This window comes from uncultured Chitinibacter sp., from assembly GCF_945957625.1.
Classification (GTDB): Bacteria; Pseudomonadota; Gammaproteobacteria; order Burkholderiales; family Chitinibacteraceae; genus Chitinibacter; species Chitinibacter tainanensis.
The window spans coordinates 192,134-216,535 of record NZ_CAMFLP010000004.1 but is presented as its reverse complement, the minus strand read 5'-3'; the positions used below and the strand labels follow the sequence as shown (position 1 = coordinate 216,535).

Here is a 24,402-nt window from a genome sequence, read left to right as displayed (position 1 = left end):
CTTAATCCCCATCGCCTTCGGTAAAACCCAGCGTCAGATCGAGCTTCTCGGCAACCTGATCTTGCAGGGTTTTGCGGGCCTGCTGGATGGCTTTGCTGCAGCCCAGTCGCGCGGCGCTGGTGGCCTTGTCGAGGTTGGCGGGCAGCTGGCCGCAGCTGCTTTGGGCGCTCGTAAGGGCTTGCTGCATGCGCTGATCCAGCTCGCTGTGGCCATCGTCCTGCAATTGCCGGCTAATGCCGCCATAGGCCAGCGCGGCCCCTTGCAGTTGTGCCAGAAGCTGGGCTTTGCTGCTGCCGCTGCGCCATTCCACAAATTGCTCGGCGCTTACCGCGTCGGCGGTGGGCATGCGTTTGCCCAGCCCGGTGAGGCTGGCGATCAGCAGGTTCACATGCTCAGAAAACATATTGCGGCGGAAAAACGGGTTTTCGGCGCCCAGCTGCTCGCGATAAATCCGCCAGCCTTCATCGAGGGTATGTGTCTCGGTGGCAATCTGCTGGGTGATTTGCTGCAGATACCCGCAGCGCGCTGGGTTTTTCAGCTTGGCCAGCTGGGCTTTGGGCTGGTTATCACCCCACAGCAGGTATTCGGCTGCGCCCAGCCCCTGAGTGGCCACATTGGCTGGCCCGCCGTTGATGGCGGCTTCGAGCTCCGCGATGCGGGTGGGGCGAAAATCAATTTTGCGGCCCAGCCGCGCCAGCACCATCGGCCCGGCCGGTGCGCCATCCAGCGCGCGCCAGGCGCTGCTGGTGGCTAGCCAAGCTTGGCGAGTGGCTTGCAGCTGCGCTTCGTCGGGTTTGGCACATAGCGTGGCGCTGCGGCTGGCCAGCTGCTCGGCCGCGCGGGTTAGCGCTTGCTGGCGTGGCAAATAGCCTTCATCCAGCCATTGCTGGGCTTGCGCGGCAGTGGGCTCGGGGCCGCTAAATTCGGGTTCGGCGGCTTGGGCGAGCTGCGTCAGCGCCAGCAGCAGAGGGGTAAAAAGCAATGAGTTGCGCATAGTGGCCTCGGGCTTAGAGCGAATTTAGGAAGGTCAACAGGTTTTCCCTATCCTGCGCCGTGAGTTTTAGTACGTATCGCTGGCTGGCTGCGGCTTCACCGCCGTGCCAGAGCACCGCTTCCATCAGGTTACGCGCGCGGCCATCGTGCAGAAAACGCGTGTGGCCGTTCACGGTATGCACCAGACCCAAGCCCCACAGCGGTGGCGTTTTCCATTGGCGACCATTGGCACGGCCATCGGGGCGACCATCGGCCAAACCTTCGCCCATATCGTGCAGCAATAAATCGGTATAAGGGTAAATCGTTTGATTGGCGAGCTGTGAAATCGCTTTGAATTCACCCGTTTTATAGCTTGGCGTATGGCAGCTGACGCAATTGGCGTCTTTGAAAATCTGCTTGCCGCGCAGCACAGCGGGGCTATCCGCATCGCGGCGCGTCGGTACTGCCAGCGTTTGCGAATACAAAATCACTTGTTTTAGCGTTTTGTCGTCGATCTCCGGCTTCCCTCCGCTCGGCGCTTTTTTGCAGTCGGTTTGCGCGGGCATGCAATCTTCTTTCGGATTAATGCTCGACGTAATGCCGATATCGCCTAGGAAAGCGCCCGCGCTTTGGTGGCCAATTGAGGCGACATTGGCCTTCCAGCCAAAGCGGCCGATGAGCTCTTTTTTGGCGAAAGCGTCGTACACATAGTTGGGCTCGCCAGCGATGCCTAGGTTGTCGGCCTTTTGCTTGGCCGCGTTGGCGAGGATGTCTGCCTCGGGTATAGCTTCCAATAGCCCTAGCCCAATCATCTGCGGGGCAATACGGGGGGAGAGCATTACGTCTTTATGCATCGGCCCATAAGCCAGATCGCTAATGCGGTAGTGCGGTTTCAATAGTTCATACGGCGTGCCATCGGCAAATTGGCCGGTGATGGTTTCGTATTTGATCTGCACTTGGCCTTCGGGCTTCACATGCGGAATGGCGCGATTATTCAGCTGGCCGCCGTAAACCGGATCGGGCTTCTGGCCGGGGATCGACAGGCGAATCAGCAAGGCCATTGGCTGCTCTTGTTGTACGCCATTGGCAAAGTCCGGTGGCGCGCCACGCCCATCGAGCGTGTGACAAGCACCGCATGATTGTGCGACAAAATGCGGGCCTAAGCCATCGCGCGCTTTGGTGGACGACGGGGCTTCCACCCAAGCTTTTTTAAAGAAAGAATTACCAACCACAAAATCGGTTTTTTGCTGATCGGTGAGGCCGGGGTAGGGCAAGGAGAAGGCATTTTTGCCGTGATCGTCGGTGGTGCCCACTTCGCCGCCGGGCGTTTCCTCGGCAGGCTCAAACGCCGCGAGCAGCGCCGCGCCTTCATACGCCAGCACCGAGCCCGCGAGCAGGCAGCCCAGTAGGATGAGTTTGGTTTTCATCGGGTTTCCCTAACAATGACAAAACCCCAGCCGTGGGCTGAGGTTTTGTAAGCGCTAATCAGTTAGCTGTATTTGTTGATAATTTGAGCCAGCGCCTTATCGTTTGAAAAGGGCGATGTAATCCGCCCATTTACCGCTGACCCCCAATCGCTCTAGCTTGGCGCGATTGCAGCGGTAAAACACGTACAGCGCCAGACCGAGCGCAATGGCAATGCCCAGCAGCAAGACCACAACGACCTCAAGGCTTTCATTGCGCAGCGTTCGCACAAAACTGTGGTCTGGGAACGCGAGTAACACCACTAACGCCCCAAGGATGCATGCTAAAAATTTGGCCATTTGCTTGCTCGATCAGGATTGAGTCGCCTTAAACGCTGGTATTCAGCCGCTTAATGCCCAGCTCTTTGGCTGCATTCACTAGATTTTTAGTCTGATTTTTCAGCGATTCCACCACCGCTTGCACGCGTTTGCGGCCCGGCGCGTCTTTTTTGCCGACGATTTCGCGATCGAATGGCGCTTGGATGGCTTCGGCGGCTTGCACGCTGGTGGCCATATCGCGGCTCACTGCGTCGGCGACTTCGGCATTTTTCTGCGCCACCAGCGCTTTCAAACTCGCGCCTTCAATCACTTCGCCCGAGCGGCGTACAAAGCGGCCTTCCCACACGTTTTGAATACCTTTGGCGTTAGCTACGATATCGCGGTGGGTGTTGTCTGAGAAGCACGAATGCTCGTCTTCCTGGTTTTGCGTATCCAGTGCCACTTCAATGCGCTCGCCGGCCAGCTCGCCGCGGCTTAAAGTGCCCAGGCTGGTAAAGATTTTCTTGATGCTGTCCTGACCGCCTTTTTCAAATTGAGCGCGGAAATTTTTCTGGTTGGGCTGCCATTCTTTTTCGACGCTCGCTAAATCGTCGATCAACATTTGCGTGACCAATTTCAGGTATTCGCCACGGCGTTTGGCGTTCGGCGCGGTGGTGTAGTCGGTGTACGGGCGCTGGCCGGCGCTATCGCGGCTCAGGTCTTGGCCCCACAGCAAGAATTCAATCGCGTGCCAGCCGGTGGCGATGTTTTCTTCGCCGCCACGCTCGTTCAGGCTGCGCAGTTTGGCTTCGGTAATTGGCGTTTTGCTATTGATAATGCCGGCTTTGGCCTTGCCTTTCACGCTGTCGATATAGGCCTCGTCGAGTGGCCACGCGTTGATAAAGCCTTCCGGGCCGGTTTCCGAGTCGATCGGGCCACCATAAAAGCGGAAAGCTTCGGTCTGGCCATACCATTCGCGCGCTTCCAGCCACGCCGCTTGCGCGGCTTTTTGCGTGTCGGCCGATGGATTGGCGATAAAGGCGTCGATCTTGGCTTGCATCTCGCGTGCGCTGCTCAAGCTGTCTTGATAGCCGGCCGCTACCTGTGTGGCGTATTGGCTGATGACTTGTTGCTGGGTGATCTCGGCGGCCATGGCTGGCGCGGCGTGCAGCAGGCCGCTGCAAAGCAGGGCAAGGGCTAGTTTTTTCATCATCGCTCGCTCGCGGCTAGGGGCCGCTGTGTCGTTATCAAAATGGAATGATTCTCAGTGTATTTGATAACGCTTCTCAATGGCAAGAGCTGGTCCGGTAGGGTTGGGCCACGCCTGCGGCGAGCTTGCTGCGCGGGTGGCGCAAGCACTCGGCGCAACCACCGTGCAGCGTGCGCAGCCGATGAGCCGGCAAGCGTCGCTTGGCCTGAGGCCGGTGCTGGGGTTGCCCGAGTGATAGGGGCTTAGTTATTGCTTTGGGGTATACGCTGTAGGATATTGCTGTTATTGAGCTTTAGCGCAATACCCACCCCTAGTAAACACTGGCTTCGCCTTCGGGGCGGGTTTTAAAGCGGCGGTGCAGCCAGAAATATTGGCTAGGATATTCCAGCACTTTACGCTCGATAAACTGATTCATGCGCAAGGTATCGGCCGCCGCATCGGCGCTGGGGAAATTGTCCCACGCCGCTTCGTAGCGCAACACCAGCTGCGAGCCGCGCAGTGTGGCGATCATCGGGATGACCGCCGCGCCGCTCATTTTGGCAATGCGCGAGAGCGCCGGAATGGTGGCAGTGGGTACGCCAAAAAACGGCACAAAGATGGACTCTTTCGGGCCCAGATCCTGATCGGGCAGGTAGTAAAAGGCGATGCCCTGCTTTAAAGCGCGAATAATCGGCCGGATACCGTCGGCGCGTGGCACCAGCAAAGGCTGGCGAAAGCGCCGGCGGATGCGCAGGCTAATTTCATTAAACGCACCGCGCTGCGAGGCCAGATAGGCCGAGCCATCGTGTTCCATCGCGTAGCGCACGCCACCAAAATCCAGCCCCAAGAAGTGCGGCGAGAGCAAAATCACCGGCTGGCCGGTATGCGCCGCCAGATGCTCTTCACCTTCAACTCGCACCAAGCGGCGAATGCGGGCGGCACTGCCCCAATACAAAATGCTGTAGGCCAGAAATAAATGCGCGGCCTGGCAAAAATGCTGGCGCAACACCTGCGCGCGCTGGGCGGGCGGCCAAGCGGGGAAGCACAGGCGCAAATTGGTTTCGCCAATGTGGCGTCGGCGTTTGAGCGTGGCGTAAAGCAGCAGCCCGATCGGCATACTGACCCAGCGCATCAGCGGGAAAGGAATCCAGTGCAGTAGCCACAAGAGGGCGGCGAGCAGGCGGGTACTCATGCAGCCTCCGACGGGTAGCTAGGCGGCAGTGGTGCCCCTGCCGGGTGTTTAAAGCGGCTGTAGCTCCAGAAATATTGCTCGGGGATCTGGCGGATCAGGTCTTCCAGATTTTGATTCATCACCGTGGCGTCATGCTCGGGCTCGCCGGTAAGCTCACCCACAAACGGCTGCACATGAAAGCGGTAGCCACGGCCAATGCCGAGGCGCTCGGTATAGCAGGGCAGAATAATGGCATTGCTGGCGCGGGCCATTTTGGCCAGCAAAATCATGGTGTAGGCCGGCTGCCCAAAAAATGGCGCCCACACGCCTTCACCGCCGCCCGGCACTTGATCGGGCAGCAGATAGGCCACGCCGCCTTGCTTGAGGGTTTTGAGTAGTACGCGCACGCCAGCGGCATTGGCCGGGGCGGGCTCGGCGCCGCCGCGCGAGCGTGAATAAATCATCAGTGGCTCAAGATAGGGCTGTTTAGGCGGGCGATACAGCGGGGCCAGTTTGCGTGGGATGAGCCCAGCGACGCAGACACCGGTCATCTCTAGCGCGCCCAAATGGGGCGACATAAATATAATCGGCCGACCGCTGGTCAGCGCGGCTTCAACATGCTCCCAGCCGCGTTTTTCCCGCACCAAGGCCGTGAGGCTATGCAAAGGTCTCATCCAGTGCGGTAAAAATTCGAGGGCCGCGATACCATGGGCAGGAATACTTGAGTGTAATAATCGGTTATAATCGCGGCTATTTTTCGCAATCGCACTTAACCTTAGATTGGTTCGCAGCACGCGCCGGTGACGGGGGGAGCCCCACCACACCAGCCAGCCAACGATCCAGCCTAGCGCTTGCAGCAAGGGCAGTGGCAGTCGGGCAAAGAGTTTGGTAATGGTCAGCAGCATTGACAATGTTGAAAGCCGGAATCAAATGCCGATTGTAGCTGCGATTGGCCCAAAAGGGGTCATGTAACCGAGGACAATACTGCAATGAAAGACTTTCTGTTTACTTCCGAATCGGTTTCTGAAGGCCATCCGGACAAGGTGGCAGACCAGATTTCCGACGCGATTCTGGATGCCATTCTGACTCAGGATAAAACGGCCCGTGTGGCAGCCGAGACTCTGGTGAACACGGGGTTGGTTGTGCTGGCCGGTGAAATCACCACCACCGCGAACATCGATTACATCCAGATCGCCCGCGATACCATCAAACGCATTGGCTACGATCATTCCGACATCGGCTTTGATTACAAAACGTGTGCCGTACTGGTGGCCTACGACAAACAGTCGCCCGATATCGCCCAAGGCGTGAACGAAGGCGAAGGTATCGATCTGGACATGGGCGCTGGCGATCAGGGCCTGATGTTTGGCTACGCTTGCGATGAAACGGCCCAACTGATGCCGGCATCGATTTACTACGCCCACCGTCTGGTACAGCGCCAAGCTGAATTGCGCAAAGATGGCCGCCTGCCTTGGCTGCGCCCCGATGCCAAATCGCAAGTGACCCTGCGTTACGATGGCGAAACCGGCAAAGTGAAAGAAGTGGATACCGTGGTACTGTCAACCCAGCACCACCCAGATGTATCGCACGAAGAATTGTCGGCCGCGGTGATCGAGCATGTGATCAAGCCGGTGTTGCCGGCCGAGTGGGTTACTGAAAACACCAAATTCATGGTAAACCCAACTGGCCGATTCGTGATCGGCGGCCCAATGGGCGATTGCGGCCTGACTGGCCGTAAAATCATCGTGGATACCTACGGCGGTGCCGCGCCACACGGTGGCGGCGCTTTCTCGGGTAAAGACCCATCCAAAGTGGATCGCTCGGCCGCTTATGCACTGCGCTATGTGGCGAAAAACATCGTGGCGGCCGGCATTGCCAAGCAATGTCTGGTGCAGGTGTCATACGCGATTGGCGTGGCTAAGCCGGTATCGATCATGGTCGATACCTGGGGCACTGGCGTGATCCCGAACGAAGCGATTGTGGAGCTGATCCAGAATAACTTCGATCTGCGCCCGAAAGGCATTATCCAGATGCTGGATCTGCAGCGCCCGGTGTATGGCCGCACTGCTGCCTACGGCCACTTTGGTCGCGAAGAGCCCGATTTCTCTTGGGAGCGCACCGATAAGGTTGAGCAGCTCAAAGCTGCGGCAGGCCTGTAATCTTGCGCTAGCTAAAAAAGCCGCCTTCGGGCGGCTTTTTTTATATCTTTTTTGGGCGAGGGAGATACAGATCAAGATCAAAGTCTTATCCCTGTGCTGAAATAAGCCCATAAATCCTCATAAATCAATCACCGGAGCTTCATCATGCGCATTGTTACTCGACTCGCCTCCCCGCCCGAATATCGCAAACTCGCGCCGTGGTTTAAAGCGGCCGGTCAGGCCGAGCCGACGCTGGCCGATATGGTGTTGCTGGCCGAAACCGAGGGCGAGCTTTGTGGTGCACTGCGCGTGGTGATGGCTGGGGTGATCCGGCTAGATAGTGTGATTGCCCGCGATGACGAAGTGCTCGCCACCTTATTGCAGCAGCTGGGCCGCTGGATCGGGCGCGAAGCCTGCTGGGCCGTGGTTAGCCCAGATGCCCTGCCGGTGTATCTGGCCGCAGGCTTTGTTGAGCAAGCCGCAGGGCCGGATACCCTAGTGAATGAAGCGGCAACTCAGGCGCGGGTGCTGTTGCAGCGGCCGGTGCCCGTCGATGCCGAGCCTACTGAGGCGATTGCGCTGGCGGCCAGTGGCGCGCAGCCCAGTGCTGGCGAATAGGCGTTTAGTCCTTGCCGCCCATCAGTTGGCTAGCCCGAAAGTAGGCAGCCAACGGCGCTAATTTACGCTAAAATTGCCCCACACCGAGGGGCGCTGCAGCCCGCCGGCCCTACCCGGGCCGCGTGAGTCAGGCTCGGTGCTTATCCAATTTAACGGCGCTCACCTATCGTTAAACCCTGCCGGGTTCGATGACCGTCGCTGCAGCACACCATCTGTTGCCGACTTAAGGTGAGCATCGACCCGGCCACATGGAGCATTATCGTGGCCGAATTCAAAGACTATCACGTAGCCGATATCAGCCTTGCCGCCTGGGGCCGCAAAGAGCTGAGCATTGCCGAAACCGAAATGCCGGGCCTGATGGCCGTGCGCGACCAATTTGGCGCGCAACAGCCATTGAAAGGCGCGCGCATTGCCGGTTCGCTGCATATGACGATCCAAACTGGCGTATTGATCGAAGCGCTGAAAGCGTTGGGCGCTGATGTACGTTGGGTATCGTGCAATATCTTCTCAACGCAAGACCACGCAGCTGCGGCCATCGCTGCCGCAGGCACGCCTGTATTCGCGTACAAAGGCGAATCGCTGGAAGAATACTGGGAATTCACCCACCGCATTTTCGACTTCGGCAACGGCGAATACGCCAATATGATTCTGGACGACGGCGGCGATGCAACGCTGTTGCTGCATTTGGGCGCACGCGCTGAAAGCGATCTGAGCCTGGTGGCCAACCCTACCAACGAAGAAGAAACCGTACTGTACGCCGCGATCAAAGCGCAAATTGCGAAAGATCCAAAATGGTATTCAACGCGCCTGAAACACATCATTGGTGTAACCGAAGAAACCACCACCGGCGTACACCGTCTGTACCAAATGCACGAGCAAGGCAAACTGGCCTTCCCTGCGATCAACGTAAACGATTCTGTTACTAAATCAAAATTCGACAACCTGTACGGCTGCCGCGAATCTTTGGTTGACGGTATCAAGCGTGCGACCGACGTGATGATCGCCGGTAAAGTGGCGGTGGTTTTGGGTTACGGCGACGTGGGTAAAGGTTGTGCGCAATCACTGCGCGGCCTGGGCGCTACCGTTTGGGTTACTGAAATTGACCCAATCTGCGCGCTGCAAGCGGCGATGGAAGGCTACCGCGTGGTGCGGATGGACGAAGTTGCCGGCGAAGCCGACATTTTCGTTACCACTACCGGTAACGTCGGCGTGATTACGCACGATCACATGAAAGCGATGCGCCACAATGCGATCGTCTGCAATATCGGTCACTTCGACTCTGAAATTGAAGTCGCCAGCCTGCGCCAATACAACTGGGACAACATCAAGCCACAGGTTGACCACATCGAATTCCCTGATGGCAAACGCATCATCTTGTTGGCTGAAGGCCGCTTGGTGAACTTGGGCTGCGCAACCGGCCACCCATCATTCGTGATGTCCAACTCGTTTGCCAACCAAGTACTGGCGCAAATCGAGTTGTTCACTAAACGTGAGCAATATCCAGTGGGTGTGTATGTACTGCCAAAACATCTGGATGAAATGGTAGCCCGTTTGCACCTGCAGAAAATCGGCGCGAAGCTGACCGTGCTGAGCCCAGAGCAAGCCGCCTACATCGGCGTGCCAGTGGATGGCCCTTACAAGTCAGCGCACTATCGCTACTAAGCAACTCGCAAAAACGCCCCTTGTGGGCGTTTTTGTTTTTTAGCACTTCAAAAAGATACCGAGGTCGTGATGAGCACTCCTGCTGCTTATACCCCGATTGCCTGCGCCGCCTACAATTATCTGGAAATCGCCGCGATGCACCGCGAGCCGGTGCAGCTGGTGCTCCGCGATGGCACGCGCCTGCAGGCCGTAGCCTGCGATGTGCAGGTGCGTGCACAGATTGAATATTTTGTCGTTGAATGTGCGGGTGCTGTGCAAGAGATCCGGCTTGATCAGTTAGTGTCGATCGAGTCGCTGGCGCAGCCCCCACGCTTTGCCTTAATCCAAATCCGCTAACGAGGATAATGATGACCACCGAAACTCGCCGTGATTTTCTCAAAGCATCTGTGGCCAGCGGCTTTGCGCTGGCCGTGCAGCCCGTGGCTGCGACTACGCTGCAAACCGATAGCACAGGCCTAACAGCAGGCATGGTGCAGATTGGCCCGCTGCCCGCCTACCGAGCGATGCCTGCTGCGGCCACTGGCCCCTTGCCAACTGTGATTGTGATTCAGGAAATCTTTGGTGTGCACGAGCATATTCAGGATTTATGCCGCCGGCTGGCCAAGCAGGGCTATTTGGCGATTGCGCCGGAGCTTTTTTACCGCTATGGCGATGCGCGGCAGTATGCCGAGGTGGATAGCTTGATTCGCGAGCTGGTGAGCAAAGTGCCCGATGCCGAAGTGCTGGCCGATCTGGATGCCACCGCCGCCTGGGCTGCCAGCCAGGGTGGTGATCCGCAGCGCCTGGCGGTAACGGGGTATTGCTGGGGAGGCCGCATTACATGGCTGTATGCAGCACATACCTCCAAGGTAAAAGCCGGCGTGGCTTGGTATGGCCGCTTGGTGGGACCAACGAACCCGAATACGCCGCGCCAGCCCATTGATGTGGCCAGCCAGCTAAAAGCCCCAGTGCTGGGCCTGTATGCCGGGCAGGACAAAGGCATTTCGCTTGAGAGCGTGGCGCAGATGCAGGCGGCGCTCAAAGCGCAAAAGCAATCGTTTGCCTTCCAGATTTACGATACGGCCGCGCATGGTTTTAACGCCGACTATCGCCCCAGCTACAACGCCGCCGCGGCGCAAGATGCGTGGGCAGCGATGCTGGCGTGGTTCAAGCGCTTCGGGGTGTAGCCATAAAGACGGGGGCTGCGCTAAGCGCGGCCACCGCTTGATTAAGAATCGGCTGCTCCAGCAGAGCGGCGCGGTAGCACAAACCATAGCGGATGCTGGGCAGTGTTTGCGCGAGCGTCACTGGGCGTACGGCATAATCGGCGGCGAGGCTAGCGGGCACCAGCGCCCAGCCTTGGCCCGCCTCGACCAGTTGCAAGACCAATGGCAGGGTATTAGCCCGATGATTGGTTTGCATCGCCACCGTATCCACCCCCAGCAACGCCAATAGCTGCTGCTGGCTCGGCGCATCCGGGCATAAAATCCAGTCATCCAGTGCGATATCGTGCAGCTGCTGAAGCGGCTTATCTTGTGGCCAATCGCGGGGCGCGACTACACACAGCGGGTCATCCAGCAGCGGTAAAAATAACTCATCCTCGCAGCGCTCTGCCTCGGCCGCGAGCCGCACATCGCCGGCGCAGCCAGCCTGTAATTGCCACTGCACTGCTGGCAATGCGCTAGCCAACACCGCTAGCCAATAATTCACCGCCTGTCGGGGTACATCGGCCGCCACGCCCAACGCCAGCGGCTGGCAATGATGTTGGGCGGTGAATTGCTGGCGAATGCCGGCCAGTTGCGCCAGCAGACGCTGCGCTTGCGGATACAGTAGCCGTGCCGCTTCGGTGACCGCTACGCCGCGTGGCTCGCGGATAAACAACGGCGTCGCCAGTTCTTCTTCCAGCTGGCGAATGGTGACCGACAAAGTGGGCTGGGTGATAAACAGCCGCTGGGCGGCCAGCGTGATATTGCGCTCTTCAAACACCGCCAGAAAGGCCTTGAGGTGACGGGTATCCATAGATTAAACCGATAGCAGCCAGCGATATTTCCCATTTTACGCCGCTTATGGCCGAGGAATACACTCTCTTTCATCGCAAGCCATTGTTAATGGCGATTACAGAACCAAAGGATGCCATCATGCAAAAGAAACTAGTCATTATCACGGGTGCCAGCTCAGGGATCGGCGCTGAATTAGCCCGCCAGGTAGCGGCCTTGGGCCACCCCATGCTGCTGTTGGCGCGCCGCATTGAGCGGCTGCAAGCGCTGAATCTGCCTAATACCCTGTGCCGCAGTGTGGATGTCTGCGATGGTGCCACGGTACAGGCCGCGGTGGCCGAGGCCGAGGCGCTGTATGGCCCGGCTGATTTGCTGGTGAATAATGCCGGGGTGATGTTGCTGGGCAAAATGGCCGAGCAAGCGCCGGGCGAATGGCAGCGTATGCTGGATGTGAACATCGGCGGCGTATTGAATGGCATTCACAGTGTCTTGCCCGGGATGGTGGCGCGCCAGCATGGCACCATTATCAATATCAGCTCGATCGCTGGGCGCAAAACTTTCCCTAACCATGCAGCCTATTGCGGCACCAAGTTCGCGGTGCATGCACTGAGCGAAAATCTGCGCGAAGAAGTGGCCGAGCACAATGTGCGGGTGATTACCATTGCCCCGGGCGCGGTGGAAACCGAGCTGTTAAGCCACACCACCGATGCGCAAATCAAGGCCGGCTACGAAGACTGGAAAACCGCGATGGGCGGGGTTTTGGCCGCCAGCGAGGTGGCGCAAGCGGTGTTGTACGCCTATCAGGCGCCGCAGTCGGTGTGTATTCGCGAGATTGTGCTTGCCGCCACGCGCCAGCCCGCGTAAACCACGCGGCGGGTTTAGGTTGGGCTGGCCAGGGTTTGGGCTACCCAGTCTGCCAGTGGCGCAAAATCATAGTCATCCAGCGCTGCTTGCAGTGCAGCCAGCTCGGCCCTTGGGTAATGCGCCGCGATGCTCGGGCGCAAGCGGGCAAAGGCGGCGCTAGCGCGGCGATCATTGCTTTCGAGCCACAGCTGCAGTATTTCCAGCTCATTCAGTAGCTCGGCTGGGCTGAGTAGTGGGGCGGTGGCCTCGGTGGGGCTGGTTGGCGCCGGTAGCTTGGCCTGAATTTCGGTGCAGGTGCTGCTTAGCGCCTTGGCCAATTCAGCCAGTAGCGCCTCAGTGGCGGTAGGCTGCGGGGCGGCGGGAGCGCAGGCGTTTTCCAGCTCGGCCGCCAGCGTGGGAATACGCTGCAGCCCCAGATTGCCGGCGACGCCTTTCAGCGTATGCGCTAGCCGCTGCGCACTGGCCCAATCGGCGCTGGCGATGTGGGTGGCGAGCGTGGCCGCAGCCTGTTGATAGTTACGAGCGAAATCGCCCAGCAGGCGGTTGAGGGTGTCGGCCTTATTGGCTAGCCGGCGCAGCGCCTGCGGGTAATCGAGGCATTGCCATTGGTTGGCTTCGGGGGTATTGCTCTGTGGTTCATAATTTTCAATATCTACAGCCGTATACCTCAGGTATTTGCTCAGCGTTTGGGCCAGCTGCTGCGGGTCAATCGGTTTGCTGAGGTAATCATTCATACCGGCGGCGCGCACCGCAGCCTGATCTTCGGCGCTGGTGTTGGCGGTCATGGCAATAATCGGCAGCGTGGCCAGCGCCGGCAAGCGGCGAATGGCGCGCGTGGCGGCATAGCCATCCAGCCGCGGCATTTGAATATCCATCAAGACCAAGGCATGGGCTGCTGGCGCGGCGCTCAGTTGCTCTAGCGCGGCCTGGCCATCACCGGCCACGCAAGCTTGCAGGCCCAGCTCGGCTAATAATTCACAGGCAATCTGCTGATTGATGGTGTTGTCTTCTACCACCAGCACACTGGCGGGGGTAAAACGCAGCGTAGGGGCGCTTGGCGTAATGTCTTGGGCTTCGCCTCGCCAAGCTGCGGGCAAGTAGGGCGCCGCAATAGCGCGCGCACCTAGCGCCTGCCAAGCTGGCCAATCTTCGGCGGCCGGCTCACCCAACAGACATAGCTCGGCCGCGGGCTGCGCCGCTCGCAGCTGGCGGGCGGTGGCTAGCAGGCTGGTCGCTGGCGCAAACAGTATATCCAGCAAATAGCACTCACTCGGCCCGATCGGGCTGTCGTCAATGATTTGCTGGAACGTCGTTGCCAGGCAGTAGCGCTGGGCCAGCTGCGCGAGCCCCGTATGCCGGCTTAATAGAGTGACATGGCCGCGCGTGGGCGGCTGAATGGGCGGCTGAATGGGCGCGGCGCAGGCGCTGAGCCGCACCTTAAAACGAAATACACTGCCTTGCTCGGGGGTACTTTCGACGCTGATTTCGCCCGCCATCAGCTGCACCAGTCGCTGCGCAATACTCAGCCCCAGACCGGTGCCGCCATATTGGCGGGTGGTCGAGCTATCGGCCTGCGTGAAGGGCTGAAACAGCCGCGCCAGCTGCTCGGGCTGCATGCCCACGCCGGTATCGCGCACAGCGGCGCTGAGCCAGCAAGCATCCCCTTCCTGAATTGCCTGCAAGTGCAGACTCACTTCGCCATGGGCGGTGAATTTGATCGCGTTATTGAGTAGATTGATCAGCACTTGCCCCAGCCGCAGCGGATCGCCTTGCCACTGCTCCGGCAGTGTGGGGGGCAGATCAAACCAATAGTGCAGGCCTTTTTCTTGCGCCCGCCCGGCCGTGACTGTCGCAACCTGGGCGAGCACATCGTTTAACGAAAAGGGGATCTGCTCTAAAGTGAGCCGATCAGCTTCGATCTTCGAGAAATCGAGCAGGTCATTAATCAGGCTGAGCAATACCTGGCCGGCATGACTGATTTTGTTTAGGTAATCGTGCTGGCGCGGATTGTCGCTGTGTTTCGCGGCCAGATGCGCCAGACCGAGTACGGCATTCAGTGGAGTGCGGATCTCGTGGCTGATATTGGCCAGAAAGCGAGATTTGGCCTCGGTGGCGGCTTCGGCTGTGTGGCGGGCTTGCTCCAGCGCGGCGGCTTGCTCTACCGCGCGGGTGATATCCATAAAAAAGCCATTCCAGTAATCTTGCCCATCGGCGCCACGCGCCGGCACACCTACGGTGCGAATGTGATGCAGCTCGCCCGCCAGCAGCACGGTATGTTGCACATCTGCGGTTCGCCGCTCGGCAATGGCCGCGCGGATTTCGCTACGGGCCTGCTGCATCTCCGCCAGCGGCACATGCCGCCAGCGCTGTGCCGGATCGGCGTAGATTTCCTGCAGACTCACGCCAAATAGCTCGGCGGTTTTGGCGCTGAGGAAGGTAAATTCGCCAGCTTCCCCTTGCTGGCGATATTGAAATACCGCCAGCGGCAGGGTGTTGGATAAATCCACAATCTGCTGTCGCGCCAATTCGGCGGCTTGTTTGGCATTGGCCAGCGCCGTTTGCTGCGCCAGCTGCTCGCTGATGTCGCGCGAGGTGACGAGCACGCTTTGCACCTGCCCGTGCGCATTCAGCTCGGGCGTGAGCATCCATTCACGCCAGTGCTCGGCCAGGCCATAAGCAAAGCTGCGGCGCAGTGGTTGCGCCAGCTGGCTCACACTGGCAATCGCGGCTTCACGCTCGGCCGCTTCGCTGGCGCTAAAGCCCAAATCGGCCAACCGACAGCTACTAACCTCGCGCGGAGGTTGCCGCAATTGGCGAAACAGCGCCGGGCTGGCATACAGCAGCCGGCCATCGGGGGTAAAGCGCATGATCACATCCGAGGCATTTTCGGCCAGAGTGCGAAACGCGGTTTCCCGCTCCTGCAATTGCCGCGCGGCGGCGGCTTGCTCGTCCTGATGGCGCTGTTGCAGCGCTCGCCAGCGCTGGCGGGCATACAGCAGCAGGCTCGCCACCAAGACCAGAATGCTAGCCAGGCTCGCTAACGGTAGCCAATGCCACCAGGGCGAGAGCTGGCTGCGATCTTGTAGCACCATCACTTTCCATGTTCCGCGCGGGTCGGGCCAGCTAAGTTGGGATTCCGCCACCATATAGCGCATGCCACCCAGCCGCAGCTCGCCCGCGCCCGCTGGCGCCCAATCCAGCAGGCTGGGCGGGGTATTGCCCAGCAAGGCATCAAATTGATGCAGCTGGCGCAAAGCCAGTAAATCATCGGCGGCGAGCGGCTTTAGCCACTGAAATAAATCTCCGGGTTGGCTGCTGCCAAAAATTAGCCCATCGGGCGAAAGTAGCCAGGCACGCGAGCCGTGCTTGCGCAGCAGCCCATCAATAAAGTCACCGCCCATTTTGATGACCAGCACGCCTTGCGGATAGTGTGGCACTTGCGGCAACCACACTGGGGCCGCGAAGTAGAGACCGCGCTCATGCGAATGAATGCCAATGGCCGGATAAATATGCGCTTCACCGCGCATGGCTTGCTGCCAGTACGGGCGCTGCCCCAGCTGTTCGCCCAGCAGCAGCTGGCGGTTTTGGTTGTCGGTGTAGGCCAGTACCTGGCCGGTGCCGCTCAGTAGGTAGGTGCTCTCAGCGCCAAATTGCCGCAACACATGCTGGCTATCTTCGACTAGGCGCGCCATGGCGCTCGCCTCGCCCAGTAGGCTGCCGCGTACACTGGCCGAGGTGCGGCCCATTAGCTGGGCAGCACCCAATACGCGCCCTTCGCTGGTATTGGAGCGAATCTCTAACGCCAGATCATGCGCCAGCAATTGCAAATGGGTTTGTTGGGACGCCTGCTGCTGTGCCGCCTGCCAGTGCACTGTGGCCCAGCCCGCGAGCCCCGCGAGCAGTAGGCTCAATAGCCACCAGCGCCAAGCAAAGCGGGCCTGCATGGCTTAGTCTGCCTGCCGCGGCAGACGCAGCGTAAGGGTGGTGCCGGTGTCGTCATCGGTCTGCATCTCTAGGCCGCCATGCTGGGCCTCGGCATACAGCCGGGCAGTGTAGGTGCCGATGCCATTACCCTTGGCTTTGCCAGCGGTGACATATTTCTCGAAAAAACGCTGGCGGATCGCCATGGGCACCGCGCCCTGATTGTGAATGGCCAGCTGAATGTCTTTCTGACCCACGGTGGCCGAGCAATGAATCTGGCTGCCTTCGGGGGCTGCCTCGGCGGCGTTTTTCAGTAGATTGGACAGAATCCTCAGGCTTAGGCCGGTATTGCCCAACACATTTAAAGGCTGCTCACCCAGGCCGGTGAGATCCATGCTGATTTTGCCAGCAAAGGCGAGCTCAACCTCGGCGGCCACGCGGCGCACCTGCTCGCCCAGCTCGAATACCTCGGCATCGAGCAGATAGCTGCCGGTTTCCATCCGTAATAAATCGAGGGTGCGGTCAATTTGCTCTAGCGCGGCATGCGTGGCATTGGTGGCCAGCCGTACCAATTTTTGCTGGCTACTGGTGAGGCCATCGGTGAGTAATTGCTCGGTGGCTTGCAGTACCGCGCTGAGCGGGCTTTTCAGATCGTGTTTATTGAGCTGTTCTACTTCCTCGCGTAAGCGGGCGTCTTCTTCCAGGCGGGCTGATTGCAGCTGCAGATTGCTCACAGCTTTGGCTAGACGCAGCTGGGTGCGCACACGTGCGCGCAAAATGGTGGGGTGAAAAGGCTTCACCACATAATCGACCGCGCCCATTTCCAGCCCCTTAGCAACATCATCCGGCTGATCTTTGGCGGTCATAAAGATAATCGGAATTTGGCGGGTGGCTGGGTCGGCCTGCAGTGCCTGACACACGGCATAGCCATCGGGCTCGGGCATCATCACATCGAGCAGAATCAGATCGGGCGGGGTGGCGCCGCGGGCGAGCTCCAGGGCTTTGGTTCCGCTTAAGGCCACTTGCAGCTGGTAATCATCTTCCAGCACCGTGGCGGCGGCTTCGATATTGTCTTTGGCGTCATCCACAATCAGGATGCTGGCGCGGCGGGTTTCCTGCTCGAGATTGAGTTCGCCAATCAGGGGGCGGCGGCTGGCGGGTTGAGGGCGAGCCGGCGCCGAGCGTTTGCCCAGCAGCATGCGGTGCATGCGGTTGGCAAAATGTTGGGTGGTAAAGGGTTTGATCAGGTAATCGGTAACGCCGTTTTCCAGCGCGGCCTCAATGCTGCTGCGCGTGGCATTGGCGGTGATCAGCATAAACGGGATATGCGCGGTGCCCGGCTGATTGCGAACCCATTGCAGCAGCTCCAGCCCGTCCATGCCGGGCATATTCCAGTCACTGATAATGCAGTTGATGGGCTGCTTTTTGAGGATCTGCAGCGCCTCGCGGCCGCTGCTGGCTTGCTCAATGCCGGTAAAGCCCTGCTCTGACAGAATGCTTTTTAGGGTTTGCCGGAAGGTGGTTTGATCATCAACGATCAGCACATTTTCTTTGCGGAGCGCCACGCGGTTGCCTCATCCAAACAATCATATTCCTGCTTGGATTATGCGTGGCACGGCAAGCCCTTGCCAAACAAAACGCCCCATTCACCAGCGCCTGTTGTAAAGCGCGGTGGGATGGGGCGTACGATTGGGCGCTATGTGGCTTTAACGGTATTGACGCAGATGGCGCCACACCGCCAGCAAGGCGCCAAGCAGGCACAGCGTGGCGACAATGCCGCAGACTGCGGCAATAGTCAGCAGATCAGGTGTTTGTAGCGCAAATTGCTGGCCATAGGACTGCGCCAGTGCATTAATGGCCGGATTCAGATGCCCGATCACGCCCCAAACAATGCCGGTGGCCACCAGCCCACCCAGAATACCCTGCAGCAGCGCGCTGTGGATAAAAGGGCGGCGGATAAAGGCATCGGTGGCGCCGATCAGTTTCGCCACTTCGATTTCATCTTTGCGGGTCAGGATCTGCATACGGATCGCATTGCCGGTAATCAGTACCAAGGCAGCACCGAGCATGCCGGCAACAACCTCAAATACGTTCGCCCCCAGCTGGGTAATGCGCGCCAAGCGGCGAGCCCATTCGGCATCCAGCTGCACTTCTTCCACGCCAGTGTGGCCGCTGAGCTCTTTTTGCAATGCTTCCAGCGCGGCCGGATCAACGCTTTTCGGTTGCAGTACAAAGGCATCGGGCAAGGGGTTATCTACCAGCCCAGCCAGCAAATCGGCATTGCCAAAGCTGCCTTGCAAGCTTTTGAGTGCTTCATCTTTCGGCGTGAAAGTGAGCTTGGCGATGCGCGGGTCGGCTTTGAGCTGCTGCTGCAGGGCACTAACTTGCGCGGGCTCGGCGCTGGGCGCCATAAAGATCGAAATCTGTGGCTCGATGCTGATATGTTGGCTGATCTGCCCAACGCTATTCACGATCAGCCACAGGGCGAGTGGAAAAGCGGCGGTGATGCCAATCACCAGCAGATTCAGCAGGCTGCCGATGGGCTGGCGCACCAGCGCCCCGATCGAGCGAGTAAAAGCTTGTAGGTGAGAGCGGAACCAGGCTGTCATTGTGTGTCCCTCAAGCGGTAAATTGGCCGTTTTTCAGGCGCAGAATGCGGCGGCCATAGTCGGCCATCAGGCTTTCATCGTGGGCCGAGATCACCAATGTGACACCCACCTGATGGAAGGATTTGAACAGCTCCAGAATATCGTGCGCGTAATCGCGATCGAGATTGGCGGTGGGCTCATCAGCCAGCAAAATCGACGGACGATGCACAACTGCGCGGGCAATACACAGGCGCTGCTGCTCGCCACCCGAGAGCGAAATCGGGTTGAGTTTTTCTTTGCCGGCGAGGCCGACTTTATCCAGCGCGGCCAATACGCGGCGGCGGCCTTCCTGATGATCAAAACCGATGATATCCAGCGGCAGGCGCACATTATCAAAGACGCTGCGGTCGTACAGAATTTTGTGATCCTGAAAAATCAGGCCAATATGCCGGCGCACAAAAGGCAGCGAGGCGCGGCTCATCCGCGCCAGATTTTGCCCATTCAGCAATACCGCCCCGGCGGTGGGCTTTTCGATGCCGGCCATTAATTTGAGTAGCGTCGATTTACCCGCGCCAGAGTGGCCGGCCAGAAACACCAGCTCGCCGCTGGGGATTTCGAAGCTCAGATTCTTGATGGCATCAAAACCACCCGGATAGCTTTTGCTAACTTGCTGAAACTGAATCATACAAATCCTCAATTAAAACTGGGGTCAGCTCGACTGCTATCCCAATGTCCATCTAGATGATAAAACATCAGCTCAACGCCTGCGCCCTCACGCCCCTCGCCAAAATACTGCCCTTTAGGCTGAAACCCCAGCTTTTCCAACACGCGACCACTACGAGGATTGCTGACTAAATGCTCGGCATAAAAATACTGTGGGGCTTGTGCCTGTCGGCAGTAAGCGATGGCGGTCCGAGCGGCTTCAGTGGCGTAACCTTGCCCCCAGAATGCCTGGCCAAACCAATAACCTAATTCGGTGTGTTGCGGCTGGTAGACCAGCCCGACACACCCAATCAAGTTGCCGCTGCCGCGTAAAGTGACCGCAAAGACATCTTCAACCCGATCCCGGCTGGCTTGCGCTTGCCAGGCGAGAAACTCTTGCGCCATTGTTAAATCATAAGGATGCGGAACCCGGCGGGTATTGCCCGCAACCGCCCATTCACCCGCAAGTTCAGCAATATACGGGGCATCCGTATCTTGCAGCGGCCGTAGAATTAGCCGGGCGGTGGTGAGGGTAGGCAGTTGCATCCGCGGGTGTTTTAAACTGGGCTGAAACGGCTATTCAAACAGCGCGTCGATGTAATCTTTCGCCACAAACGGGCGCAGATCATCAATGCCTTCACCCACGCCAATAAAGCGCAGCGGTACTGGGCGGTTTTTGGCAATGGCGGCGATCACGCCACCTTTGGCCGTGCCATCCAGCTTGGTGAGCACCAGCCCAGTCAGACCCAGCGCATCATCAAAAGCCTTGGTTTGCGCCAGCGCATTCTGGCCGGTATTGGCATCGAGCACCAACAGCACTTCGTGCGGGCCAGTCGGCTCGGCTTTTTGCACCACACGTTTTACTTTTTTGATTTCTTCCATCAGATGGAGTTGGGTGGGCAGGCGGCCGGCGGTGTCAACGATTACCACGTCAATGCTGCGCGCTTTGGCGGCGTTAACCGCGTCAAAGGCCACGGCGGCGGCGTCGCCCGACTCCTGGGCTATCACATGCACGCCATTGCGCTCACCCCACACCACCAGCTGTTCGCGTGCGGCGGCGCGGAATGTATCGCCAGCAGCCAGCAGCACCGATTTGCCTTGGCTTTGGAAATACTTGGCCAGCTTGCCGATCGAGGTGGTTTTGCCGGCGCCATTCACGCCCGCCACCATCAAGATAAACGGCTTGTGCCCGCTGACATCGAGCGGGATTTGCAGCGGCTGGATCAGCTCGGTGAGGCTGTCTTTCAGCGCGCCTTTGAGCTCGGCCGCGTCTTTCAGGCCCTTGAGCGACACGCGATCGCGCACGTCATTCAGCAAATGCTGGGTGGCATCGACACCCATATCGGCCGTGAGCAAGACGGTTTCCAGCTCGTCATACAGATCGTCATCGATCTTGCCGCCGCCAAACACGCTGGCTAGGCTTTTGCCGAGTTTGTCGCGGGTTTTCGCCAGGCCCAGCTTCAGGCGTTCGGTCCACGAGAGCTTGGGTTTTTCTTGTGGCTGCGCCACTGGGGCCAGTTGGGCGGGATCGCTCTCGATGTATGCGTCTGCAGTTTGCGTAGTAGCTGCTTCTGCAGGCGATACCTCGGCAGGGTATTCTGGGGCTGCGCTGAGCGCAGGCGCCGCCGGCTCGGTGTGCTCGACGGCGGCAGGGGGCAAGGGCTCGCTGGCGGCCGCTGGCGGGCTAATCGGCTCGGCCGCGCTCGGGTTCAGCGTCGGGCTGTCCGCCGCGGGCGTGGTGGTGTCCGGGGCCGGTGAAGTCGTTACCGGGGTGTCGGCCGGCTTCTTTTTACGAAAAAAACTAAACATGGTGTTGGCTTGATTCCTGCAAATCGCGGAAAATACGAATCTATTTGCGAGATTTTAACTGGAGCAGCCGTGTCCGCACAGCACAAAAATCAGGTGCGTATTATTGGCGGCCAATACCGGCGCCGTATCCTGAAGTTTCCCGATTCACTGGGCCTGCGCCCCACCCCCGACCGCGTGCGCGAAACGCTGTTCAACTGGCTGGGGCAAGACCTCACGGGCTGGCACTGTCTGGATCTGTTTGCCGGCAGCGGCGGGCTGGGTTTTGAAGCCGCCAGCCGCCATGCCAAACAAGTGGTGATGGTAGAGATGGCCCGGCCGGTGTATCAGGCCTTGCAGTCCAGCCAGCAAACGCTGGGTGCGCGCGAGATTCAGCTATTGAACGCCGATGCGCAGCGCTTTTTAAGCCAGAATCGGCAAGCTTTTGATCTGGTGTTTCTTGATCCACCCTTTGCCAGCACCTTGCTGGCCGATACATTGGCGCTGTTGCCGCCCCATCTGAGCGAGCGGGCGCGGGTGTATATTGAATGCGAAACGCTGCCCGATTTAAGCGGCTGGGAGATCTTGCGCGAAGGCAAAGCCGGCACGGTGCGGTATGCTTTACTCTGCCGTGCGGCGGCTGGGGATGCAGAAAACAGCACTGAATCTGCATAGGAAAGTTGTTCTTCCCGCATGAAAGTGGGAGAATTCCGCATATCTAGTTTTTCGATTGTTTTGTTAAGGATTATCTGTCATGGCTCTGATGATTACGGACGAGTGCATCAACTGCGATGTATGCGAACCAGAATGCCCCAATAGCGCGATTTCTCAAGGCGAAGAAATCTATGTGATCGATCCGAACCTGTGTACCGAGTGCGTGGGTCACTATGATGAGCCACAGTGCCAGCAAGTTTGCCCAGTGGACTGTATCCCGCTCAATCCGGAACACAAAGAAAGCAAAGAAGAGCTGATGCAAAAGTACATGATCATCTCTGGTCAAGCCTGATTGAGCACCCTATGCAGCTGACAAGCGGGCTTTATGCCCGCTTTTTTGTCGCCTTATAATTCAGTAAGCACTAATATTTTAATAAAAAAGCAGTAAGGCGGGGAGATCGTGCGTCAGTCTCGCCCGTGAGGAGGCAGCAATGGGTCACTACAATGTCCGCAATCAGGTCATCGAACTATTAGATATCGCACAAACGCTGGTGCATTCCAGCCCGGCACAAGCCGTTGAATTGGCCAATCAGGCCGCCGACCGGGCGCAAGCCCTGGGCTATGGGGAGTTAGAGGCGCAAGCCTGGCTCACCCGCTTGCAAGCCTACCGCGCCCAACCGCGCACCACCCTCGATCAAATCGAAGTCACTGCCCTGCAGGCGATTGACCTCACCCGTGCCGCCGGGCAAACCGCAGGCTGGGTCGAGGCGATGAACTGCTACAGCGACATCATGTATGGCATTGGCCAATATGATGTGGCCATGAGCTACTGGCTGCAGCTCTTAGAGGCCGGGATCGATCAAGATTTACCGCTGGCGCGCGCCTATGGCTATATCGGCGTCGGCAAGCTTTTTTGGACTTTTGAAGACCCGAGCTCCAGCCTGCAATACACCGATAAAGCCAGCGAAGCTTTGCAGGCGGTGGCGCTGATCAATCCGAAAGTCTGTTTGCTGATCAATCAGGCCTCGTATTGCTATCAACATCGCGATTACCCGGGCGCGCATGGCTATCTGGATCAGGCCGAAGCCTTGTTGCAGGATGTGGCCTTTTGCGAGTACGAGCCGGAAATCTACTACTACCGCGGCTATTTGCTGCGTGCGGCGGGCGATTTGCGCGGGGCGCAAGAGCAATTCAAACGCGCGCTACTGCTCAATGCCCACAGTAGTAATTTCTGGGGCAAATCAGTCACCATGATTGGCTTGGGTGAGGTTTCGCTGGATCTGCATGAGCCGCATAAAGCGATGTACTTTATGCAGCAGGCGCTAGAGATCGCCAGTGCTACCCCGAATTCCTACCGCTATATCGTGATGCAAGCGCATCATGGGCTGGCGCGCTGCTATCAGGCGCTGGGGCAAACCGAGCGCGAATTCCGCCACTGGACTTTGCATTTCGATTTGGCTGATGAGCTACTCAATCAGGTGATGAACAAACGCCTGGCCGCATTCAAGCGCAACTCGCTGCAGCTGCGGGTGCATGAGCTGGAGCAGTTGGTGGCCTAAGCGCAAGCAGGTGCGTTTTTGATTTGATAAAGGGGTATTTTATTGTGGGCCATATAAACCATGGCTCGCAGGAAAATACCCCCTGTTGTTAGCTCATTACTGCCCACAGCCGCGCGCCGTAGGGGCCGGCCTGCGGGTGAGTGAGCAGCAGCCAACCTAAGCCGATCACCGCCAAGCCGCTACTTGGTGTGCCCCAGCGCAGGTGGCGGGGCAGGGCTTGCCAGCGGCCGTGCTGCCAAAGCTGTAGCCCGCTTTGCCAGTTCAGCCAAATGGCCAGCGCCACGGCGCACAAAGCTGCCGTGAGGAGCGCTGGAAAGCCTACTAGCCCTTGTTCGGCCAGCCCAACACTGGCGCCTGCCAAAATCCCCGGCAATAGAAATGCAGGTGTCCACAGCAGGCAGGCCACCACGCACGCCGGGGCAAAGCGCCGGCGGGGCATGGCTAGCATGCCGGCCACCAGCGGCAGCACTGGGCGGGTGGGGCCGATAAAGCGCCCGGCAAAAACCCCCACCGGGCCATGTTGGCGCAATACCATTTTGGCCTGCACCAGCAATTTGCGTTGCTGTTGCAAGATCGGTAACCGCTGCAGCCACTGCCGGTGGCGATAGCCCAGCCAGTACGACACTCCGTCGCCAATCAGGGCGGCCACGAAACCCACCGCGCAGGCGGCCCAGAAATCCATTTTGCCCTGACCGATCATCGCACCCATGGCCAGCATTAGCACCGTGCCTGGGATCAGCAGACCTAGAATGGCGGTGGACTCGGCCAACACCAGCACAAAAAGTAAAACCAAGGCGTAATCTTGGGCCTGTTGCAGCAGTAGGGTTAGCCAGTCGCTCATCGGGTGGTCTGCAGTAGAAAAATCGCAGTTTGGAGAGCGCA

General features: G+C 58.8%; 23 protein-coding genes and 1 riboswitch. Of the genes, 9 read left to right on the top strand and 14 right to left on the bottom strand.

Features of this window, described 5'->3' with window-relative positions:
- Position 1: 1 nt before the first annotated feature.
- From QV747_RS07710 to QV747_RS07685, 6 genes are all read right to left on the bottom strand, one after another.
- Complete coding sequence (locus QV747_RS07710; RefSeq protein WP_273430176.1) at positions 2-994, bottom strand: imelysin family protein; 993 nt, start codon at positions 992-994, stop codon at positions 2-4.
- A 13-nt stretch (positions 995-1,007) separates the two neighbouring features.
- A complete protein-coding gene (locus QV747_RS07705; RefSeq protein ID WP_273430175.1) occupies positions 1,008-2,399 on the bottom strand; it encodes a di-heme oxidoredictase family protein in 1,392 nt (463 codons plus the stop codon).
- 96 nt (positions 2,400-2,495) lie between these two features.
- Entirely contained in the window at positions 2,496-2,735 is a 240-nt protein-coding gene (locus QV747_RS07700) for a hypothetical protein (protein ID WP_273430174.1), read from the bottom strand.
- 28 nt (positions 2,736-2,763) lie between these two features.
- A complete protein-coding gene (locus QV747_RS07695) occupies positions 2,764-3,906 on the bottom strand; it encodes an imelysin family protein (RefSeq protein ID WP_288791486.1) in 1,143 nt (380 codons plus the stop codon).
- 307 nt (positions 3,907-4,213) lie between these two features.
- Positions 4,214-5,074: a lysophospholipid acyltransferase family protein gene (locus QV747_RS07690; protein ID WP_273430171.1), complete on the bottom strand. Its 861-nt coding sequence runs from the start codon at positions 5,072-5,074 to the stop codon at positions 4,214-4,216.
- Positions 5,071-5,958 (bottom strand): lysophospholipid acyltransferase family protein, encoded by an 888-nt coding sequence (locus QV747_RS07685; protein ID WP_273430170.1) that lies wholly within the window; start codon positions 5,956-5,958, stop codon positions 5,071-5,073. Before QV747_RS07685 ends, QV747_RS07690 begins: the two co-directional genes overlap by 4 nt.
- Before the next feature lie 84 nt (positions 5,959-6,042).
- Between QV747_RS07685 and metK the strand changes: the two genes are divergently transcribed.
- The 5 genes from metK (at position 6,043) to QV747_RS07660 (ending at position 10,637) form a co-directional block, all read left to right on the top strand.
- A complete protein-coding gene (metK, locus tag QV747_RS07680) occupies positions 6,043-7,212 on the top strand; it encodes a methionine adenosyltransferase (RefSeq protein WP_028450260.1) in 1,170 nt (389 codons plus the stop codon).
- 144 nt (positions 7,213-7,356) lie between these two features.
- Positions 7,357-7,809, top strand: coding sequence for a hypothetical protein (locus QV747_RS07675; protein ID WP_273430169.1), 453 nt, complete (start codon positions 7,357-7,359; stop codon positions 7,807-7,809).
- Between the two features lie 79 nt (positions 7,810-7,888).
- A riboswitch (S-adenosyl-L-homocysteine riboswitch) is annotated at positions 7,889-7,977 on the top strand.
- Between the two features lie 87 nt (positions 7,978-8,064).
- Entirely contained in the window at positions 8,065-9,471 is a 1,407-nt protein-coding gene (gene ahcY, locus QV747_RS07670) for an adenosylhomocysteinase (RefSeq protein ID WP_373317294.1), read from the top strand.
- Positions 9,472-9,540: 69 nt separating this feature from the next.
- Positions 9,541-9,807 (top strand): Rho-binding antiterminator, encoded by a 267-nt coding sequence (locus QV747_RS07665; protein WP_273430167.1) that lies wholly within the window; start codon positions 9,541-9,543, stop codon positions 9,805-9,807.
- Between the two features lie 11 nt (positions 9,808-9,818).
- Entirely contained in the window at positions 9,819-10,637 is an 819-nt protein-coding gene (locus tag QV747_RS07660) for a dienelactone hydrolase family protein (protein ID WP_273430166.1), read from the top strand.
- On the opposite strand, the gene QV747_RS07655 is transcribed toward QV747_RS07660, so the two are convergent.
- Entirely contained in the window at positions 10,618-11,469 is an 852-nt protein-coding gene (locus QV747_RS07655) for a LysR family transcriptional regulator (protein WP_273430164.1), read from the bottom strand. The genes QV747_RS07660 and QV747_RS07655 overlap by 20 nt on opposite strands.
- Positions 11,470-11,588: 119 nt before the next feature.
- On the opposite strand from QV747_RS07655, the gene QV747_RS07650 reads away from it, so the two are divergent.
- Positions 11,589-12,311: an SDR family oxidoreductase gene (locus QV747_RS07650; protein WP_273430163.1), complete on the top strand. Its 723-nt coding sequence runs from the start codon at positions 11,589-11,591 to the stop codon at positions 12,309-12,311.
- Between the two features lie 14 nt (positions 12,312-12,325).
- Here the strand turns inward: QV747_RS07650 and QV747_RS07645 are convergent, their stop codons facing one another.
- From QV747_RS07645 to ftsY, 6 genes are all read right to left on the bottom strand, one after another.
- Positions 12,326-16,255, bottom strand: a complete 3,930-nt coding sequence (locus QV747_RS07645; protein ID WP_273430162.1) for an ATP-binding protein — start codon at positions 16,253-16,255, stop codon at positions 12,326-12,328.
- Positions 16,256-16,258: 3 nt separating this feature from the next.
- Positions 16,259-17,797 (bottom strand): response regulator, encoded by a 1,539-nt coding sequence (locus tag QV747_RS07640; RefSeq protein WP_273430161.1) that lies wholly within the window; start codon positions 17,795-17,797, stop codon positions 16,259-16,261.
- A gap of 141 nt (positions 17,798-17,938) precedes the next feature.
- A complete protein-coding gene (gene ftsX, locus QV747_RS07635) occupies positions 17,939-18,841 on the bottom strand; it encodes a permease-like cell division protein FtsX (RefSeq protein ID WP_028450253.1) in 903 nt (300 codons plus the stop codon).
- Positions 18,842-18,851: 10 nt separating this feature from the next.
- Positions 18,852-19,505 (bottom strand): cell division ATP-binding protein FtsE, encoded by a 654-nt coding sequence (gene ftsE / locus QV747_RS07630; protein ID WP_028450252.1) that lies wholly within the window; start codon positions 19,503-19,505, stop codon positions 18,852-18,854.
- A gap of 8 nt (positions 19,506-19,513) precedes the next feature.
- Entirely contained in the window at positions 19,514-20,068 is a 555-nt protein-coding gene (locus QV747_RS07625) for a GNAT family N-acetyltransferase (protein ID WP_273430159.1), read from the bottom strand.
- Positions 20,069-20,098: 30 nt separating this feature from the next.
- The gene (ftsY, locus tag QV747_RS07620) at positions 20,099-21,331 is read right to left on the bottom strand and encodes a signal recognition particle-docking protein FtsY (protein WP_273430157.1); all 1,233 of its coding nucleotides are present in this window, start codon (positions 21,329-21,331) and stop codon (positions 20,099-20,101) included.
- A 69-nt stretch (positions 21,332-21,400) separates the two neighbouring features.
- Here ftsY and rsmD point away from each other — a divergent pair, with 69 nt between their 5' ends.
- The 3 genes from rsmD (at position 21,401) to QV747_RS07605 (ending at position 23,520) form a co-directional block, all read left to right on the top strand.
- Positions 21,401-21,982, top strand: coding sequence for a 16S rRNA (guanine(966)-N(2))-methyltransferase RsmD (gene rsmD / locus QV747_RS07615; protein ID WP_028450250.1), 582 nt, complete (start codon positions 21,401-21,403; stop codon positions 21,980-21,982).
- A 79-nt stretch (positions 21,983-22,061) separates the two neighbouring features.
- Entirely contained in the window at positions 22,062-22,313 is a 252-nt protein-coding gene (locus tag QV747_RS07610; RefSeq protein ID WP_028450249.1) for a YfhL family 4Fe-4S dicluster ferredoxin, read from the top strand.
- Between the two features lie 139 nt (positions 22,314-22,452).
- Complete coding sequence (locus QV747_RS07605) at positions 22,453-23,520, top strand: hypothetical protein (RefSeq protein ID WP_273430156.1); 1,068 nt, start codon at positions 22,453-22,455, stop codon at positions 23,518-23,520.
- Between the two features lie 88 nt (positions 23,521-23,608).
- Here the strand turns inward: QV747_RS07605 and QV747_RS07600 are convergent, their stop codons facing one another.
- On the bottom strand, positions 23,609-24,361 hold the full coding sequence (locus QV747_RS07600; RefSeq protein WP_273430154.1) for a DedA family protein: 753 nt from the start codon (positions 24,359-24,361) through the stop codon (positions 23,609-23,611).
- Positions 24,362-24,402: the final 41 nt, after the last annotated feature.

Bases quoted from the DNA above. Each gene is read 5' to 3' on its own strand.
- QV747_RS07710 (WP_273430176.1), bottom strand. From the start codon at position 994: ATGCGCAACTCATTGCTTTTTACCCCTCTGCTGCTGGCGCTGACGCAG.
- QV747_RS07705 (WP_273430175.1), bottom strand. From the start codon at position 2,399: ATGAAAACCAAACTCATCCTACTGGGCTGCCTGCTCGCGGGCTCGGTG.
- QV747_RS07700 (WP_273430174.1), bottom strand. From the start codon at position 2,735: ATGGCCAAATTTTTAGCATGCATCCTTGGGGCGTTAGTGGTGTTACTC.
- QV747_RS07695 (WP_288791486.1), bottom strand. From the start codon at position 3,906: ATGATGAAAAAACTAGCCCTTGCCCTGCTTTGCAGCGGCCTGCTGCAC.
- QV747_RS07690 (WP_273430171.1), bottom strand. From the start codon at position 5,074: ATGAGTACCCGCCTGCTCGCCGCCCTCTTGTGGCTACTGCACTGGATT.
- QV747_RS07685 (WP_273430170.1), bottom strand. From the start codon at position 5,958: ATGCTGCTGACCATTACCAAACTCTTTGCCCGACTGCCACTGCCCTTG.
- metK (WP_028450260.1), top strand. From the start codon at position 6,043: ATGAAAGACTTTCTGTTTACTTCCGAATCGGTTTCTGAAGGCCATCCG.
- QV747_RS07675 (WP_273430169.1), top strand. From the start codon at position 7,357: ATGCGCATTGTTACTCGACTCGCCTCCCCGCCCGAATATCGCAAACTC.
- QV747_RS07665 (WP_273430167.1), top strand. From the start codon at position 9,541: ATGAGCACTCCTGCTGCTTATACCCCGATTGCCTGCGCCGCCTACAAT.
- QV747_RS07660 (WP_273430166.1), top strand. From the start codon at position 9,819: ATGACCACCGAAACTCGCCGTGATTTTCTCAAAGCATCTGTGGCCAGC.
- QV747_RS07655 (WP_273430164.1), bottom strand. From the start codon at position 11,469: ATGGATACCCGTCACCTCAAGGCCTTTCTGGCGGTGTTTGAAGAGCGC.
- QV747_RS07650 (WP_273430163.1), top strand. From the start codon at position 11,589: ATGCAAAAGAAACTAGTCATTATCACGGGTGCCAGCTCAGGGATCGGC.
- QV747_RS07645 (WP_273430162.1), bottom strand. From the start codon at position 16,255: ATGCAGGCCCGCTTTGCTTGGCGCTGGTGGCTATTGAGCCTACTGCTC.
- ftsX (WP_028450253.1), bottom strand. From the start codon at position 18,841: ATGACAGCCTGGTTCCGCTCTCACCTACAAGCTTTTACTCGCTCGATC.
- ftsE (WP_028450252.1), bottom strand. From the start codon at position 19,505: ATGATTCAGTTTCAGCAAGTTAGCAAAAGCTATCCGGGTGGTTTTGAT.
- QV747_RS07625 (WP_273430159.1), bottom strand. From the start codon at position 20,068: ATGCAACTGCCTACCCTCACCACCGCCCGGCTAATTCTACGGCCGCTG.
- ftsY (WP_273430157.1), bottom strand. From the start codon at position 21,331: ATGTTTAGTTTTTTTCGTAAAAAGAAGCCGGCCGACACCCCGGTAACG.
- QV747_RS07610 (WP_028450249.1), top strand. From the start codon at position 22,062: ATGGCTCTGATGATTACGGACGAGTGCATCAACTGCGATGTATGCGAA.
- QV747_RS07605 (WP_273430156.1), top strand. From the start codon at position 22,453: ATGGGTCACTACAATGTCCGCAATCAGGTCATCGAACTATTAGATATC.
- QV747_RS07600 (WP_273430154.1), bottom strand. From the start codon at position 24,361: ATGAGCGACTGGCTAACCCTACTGCTGCAACAGGCCCAAGATTACGCC.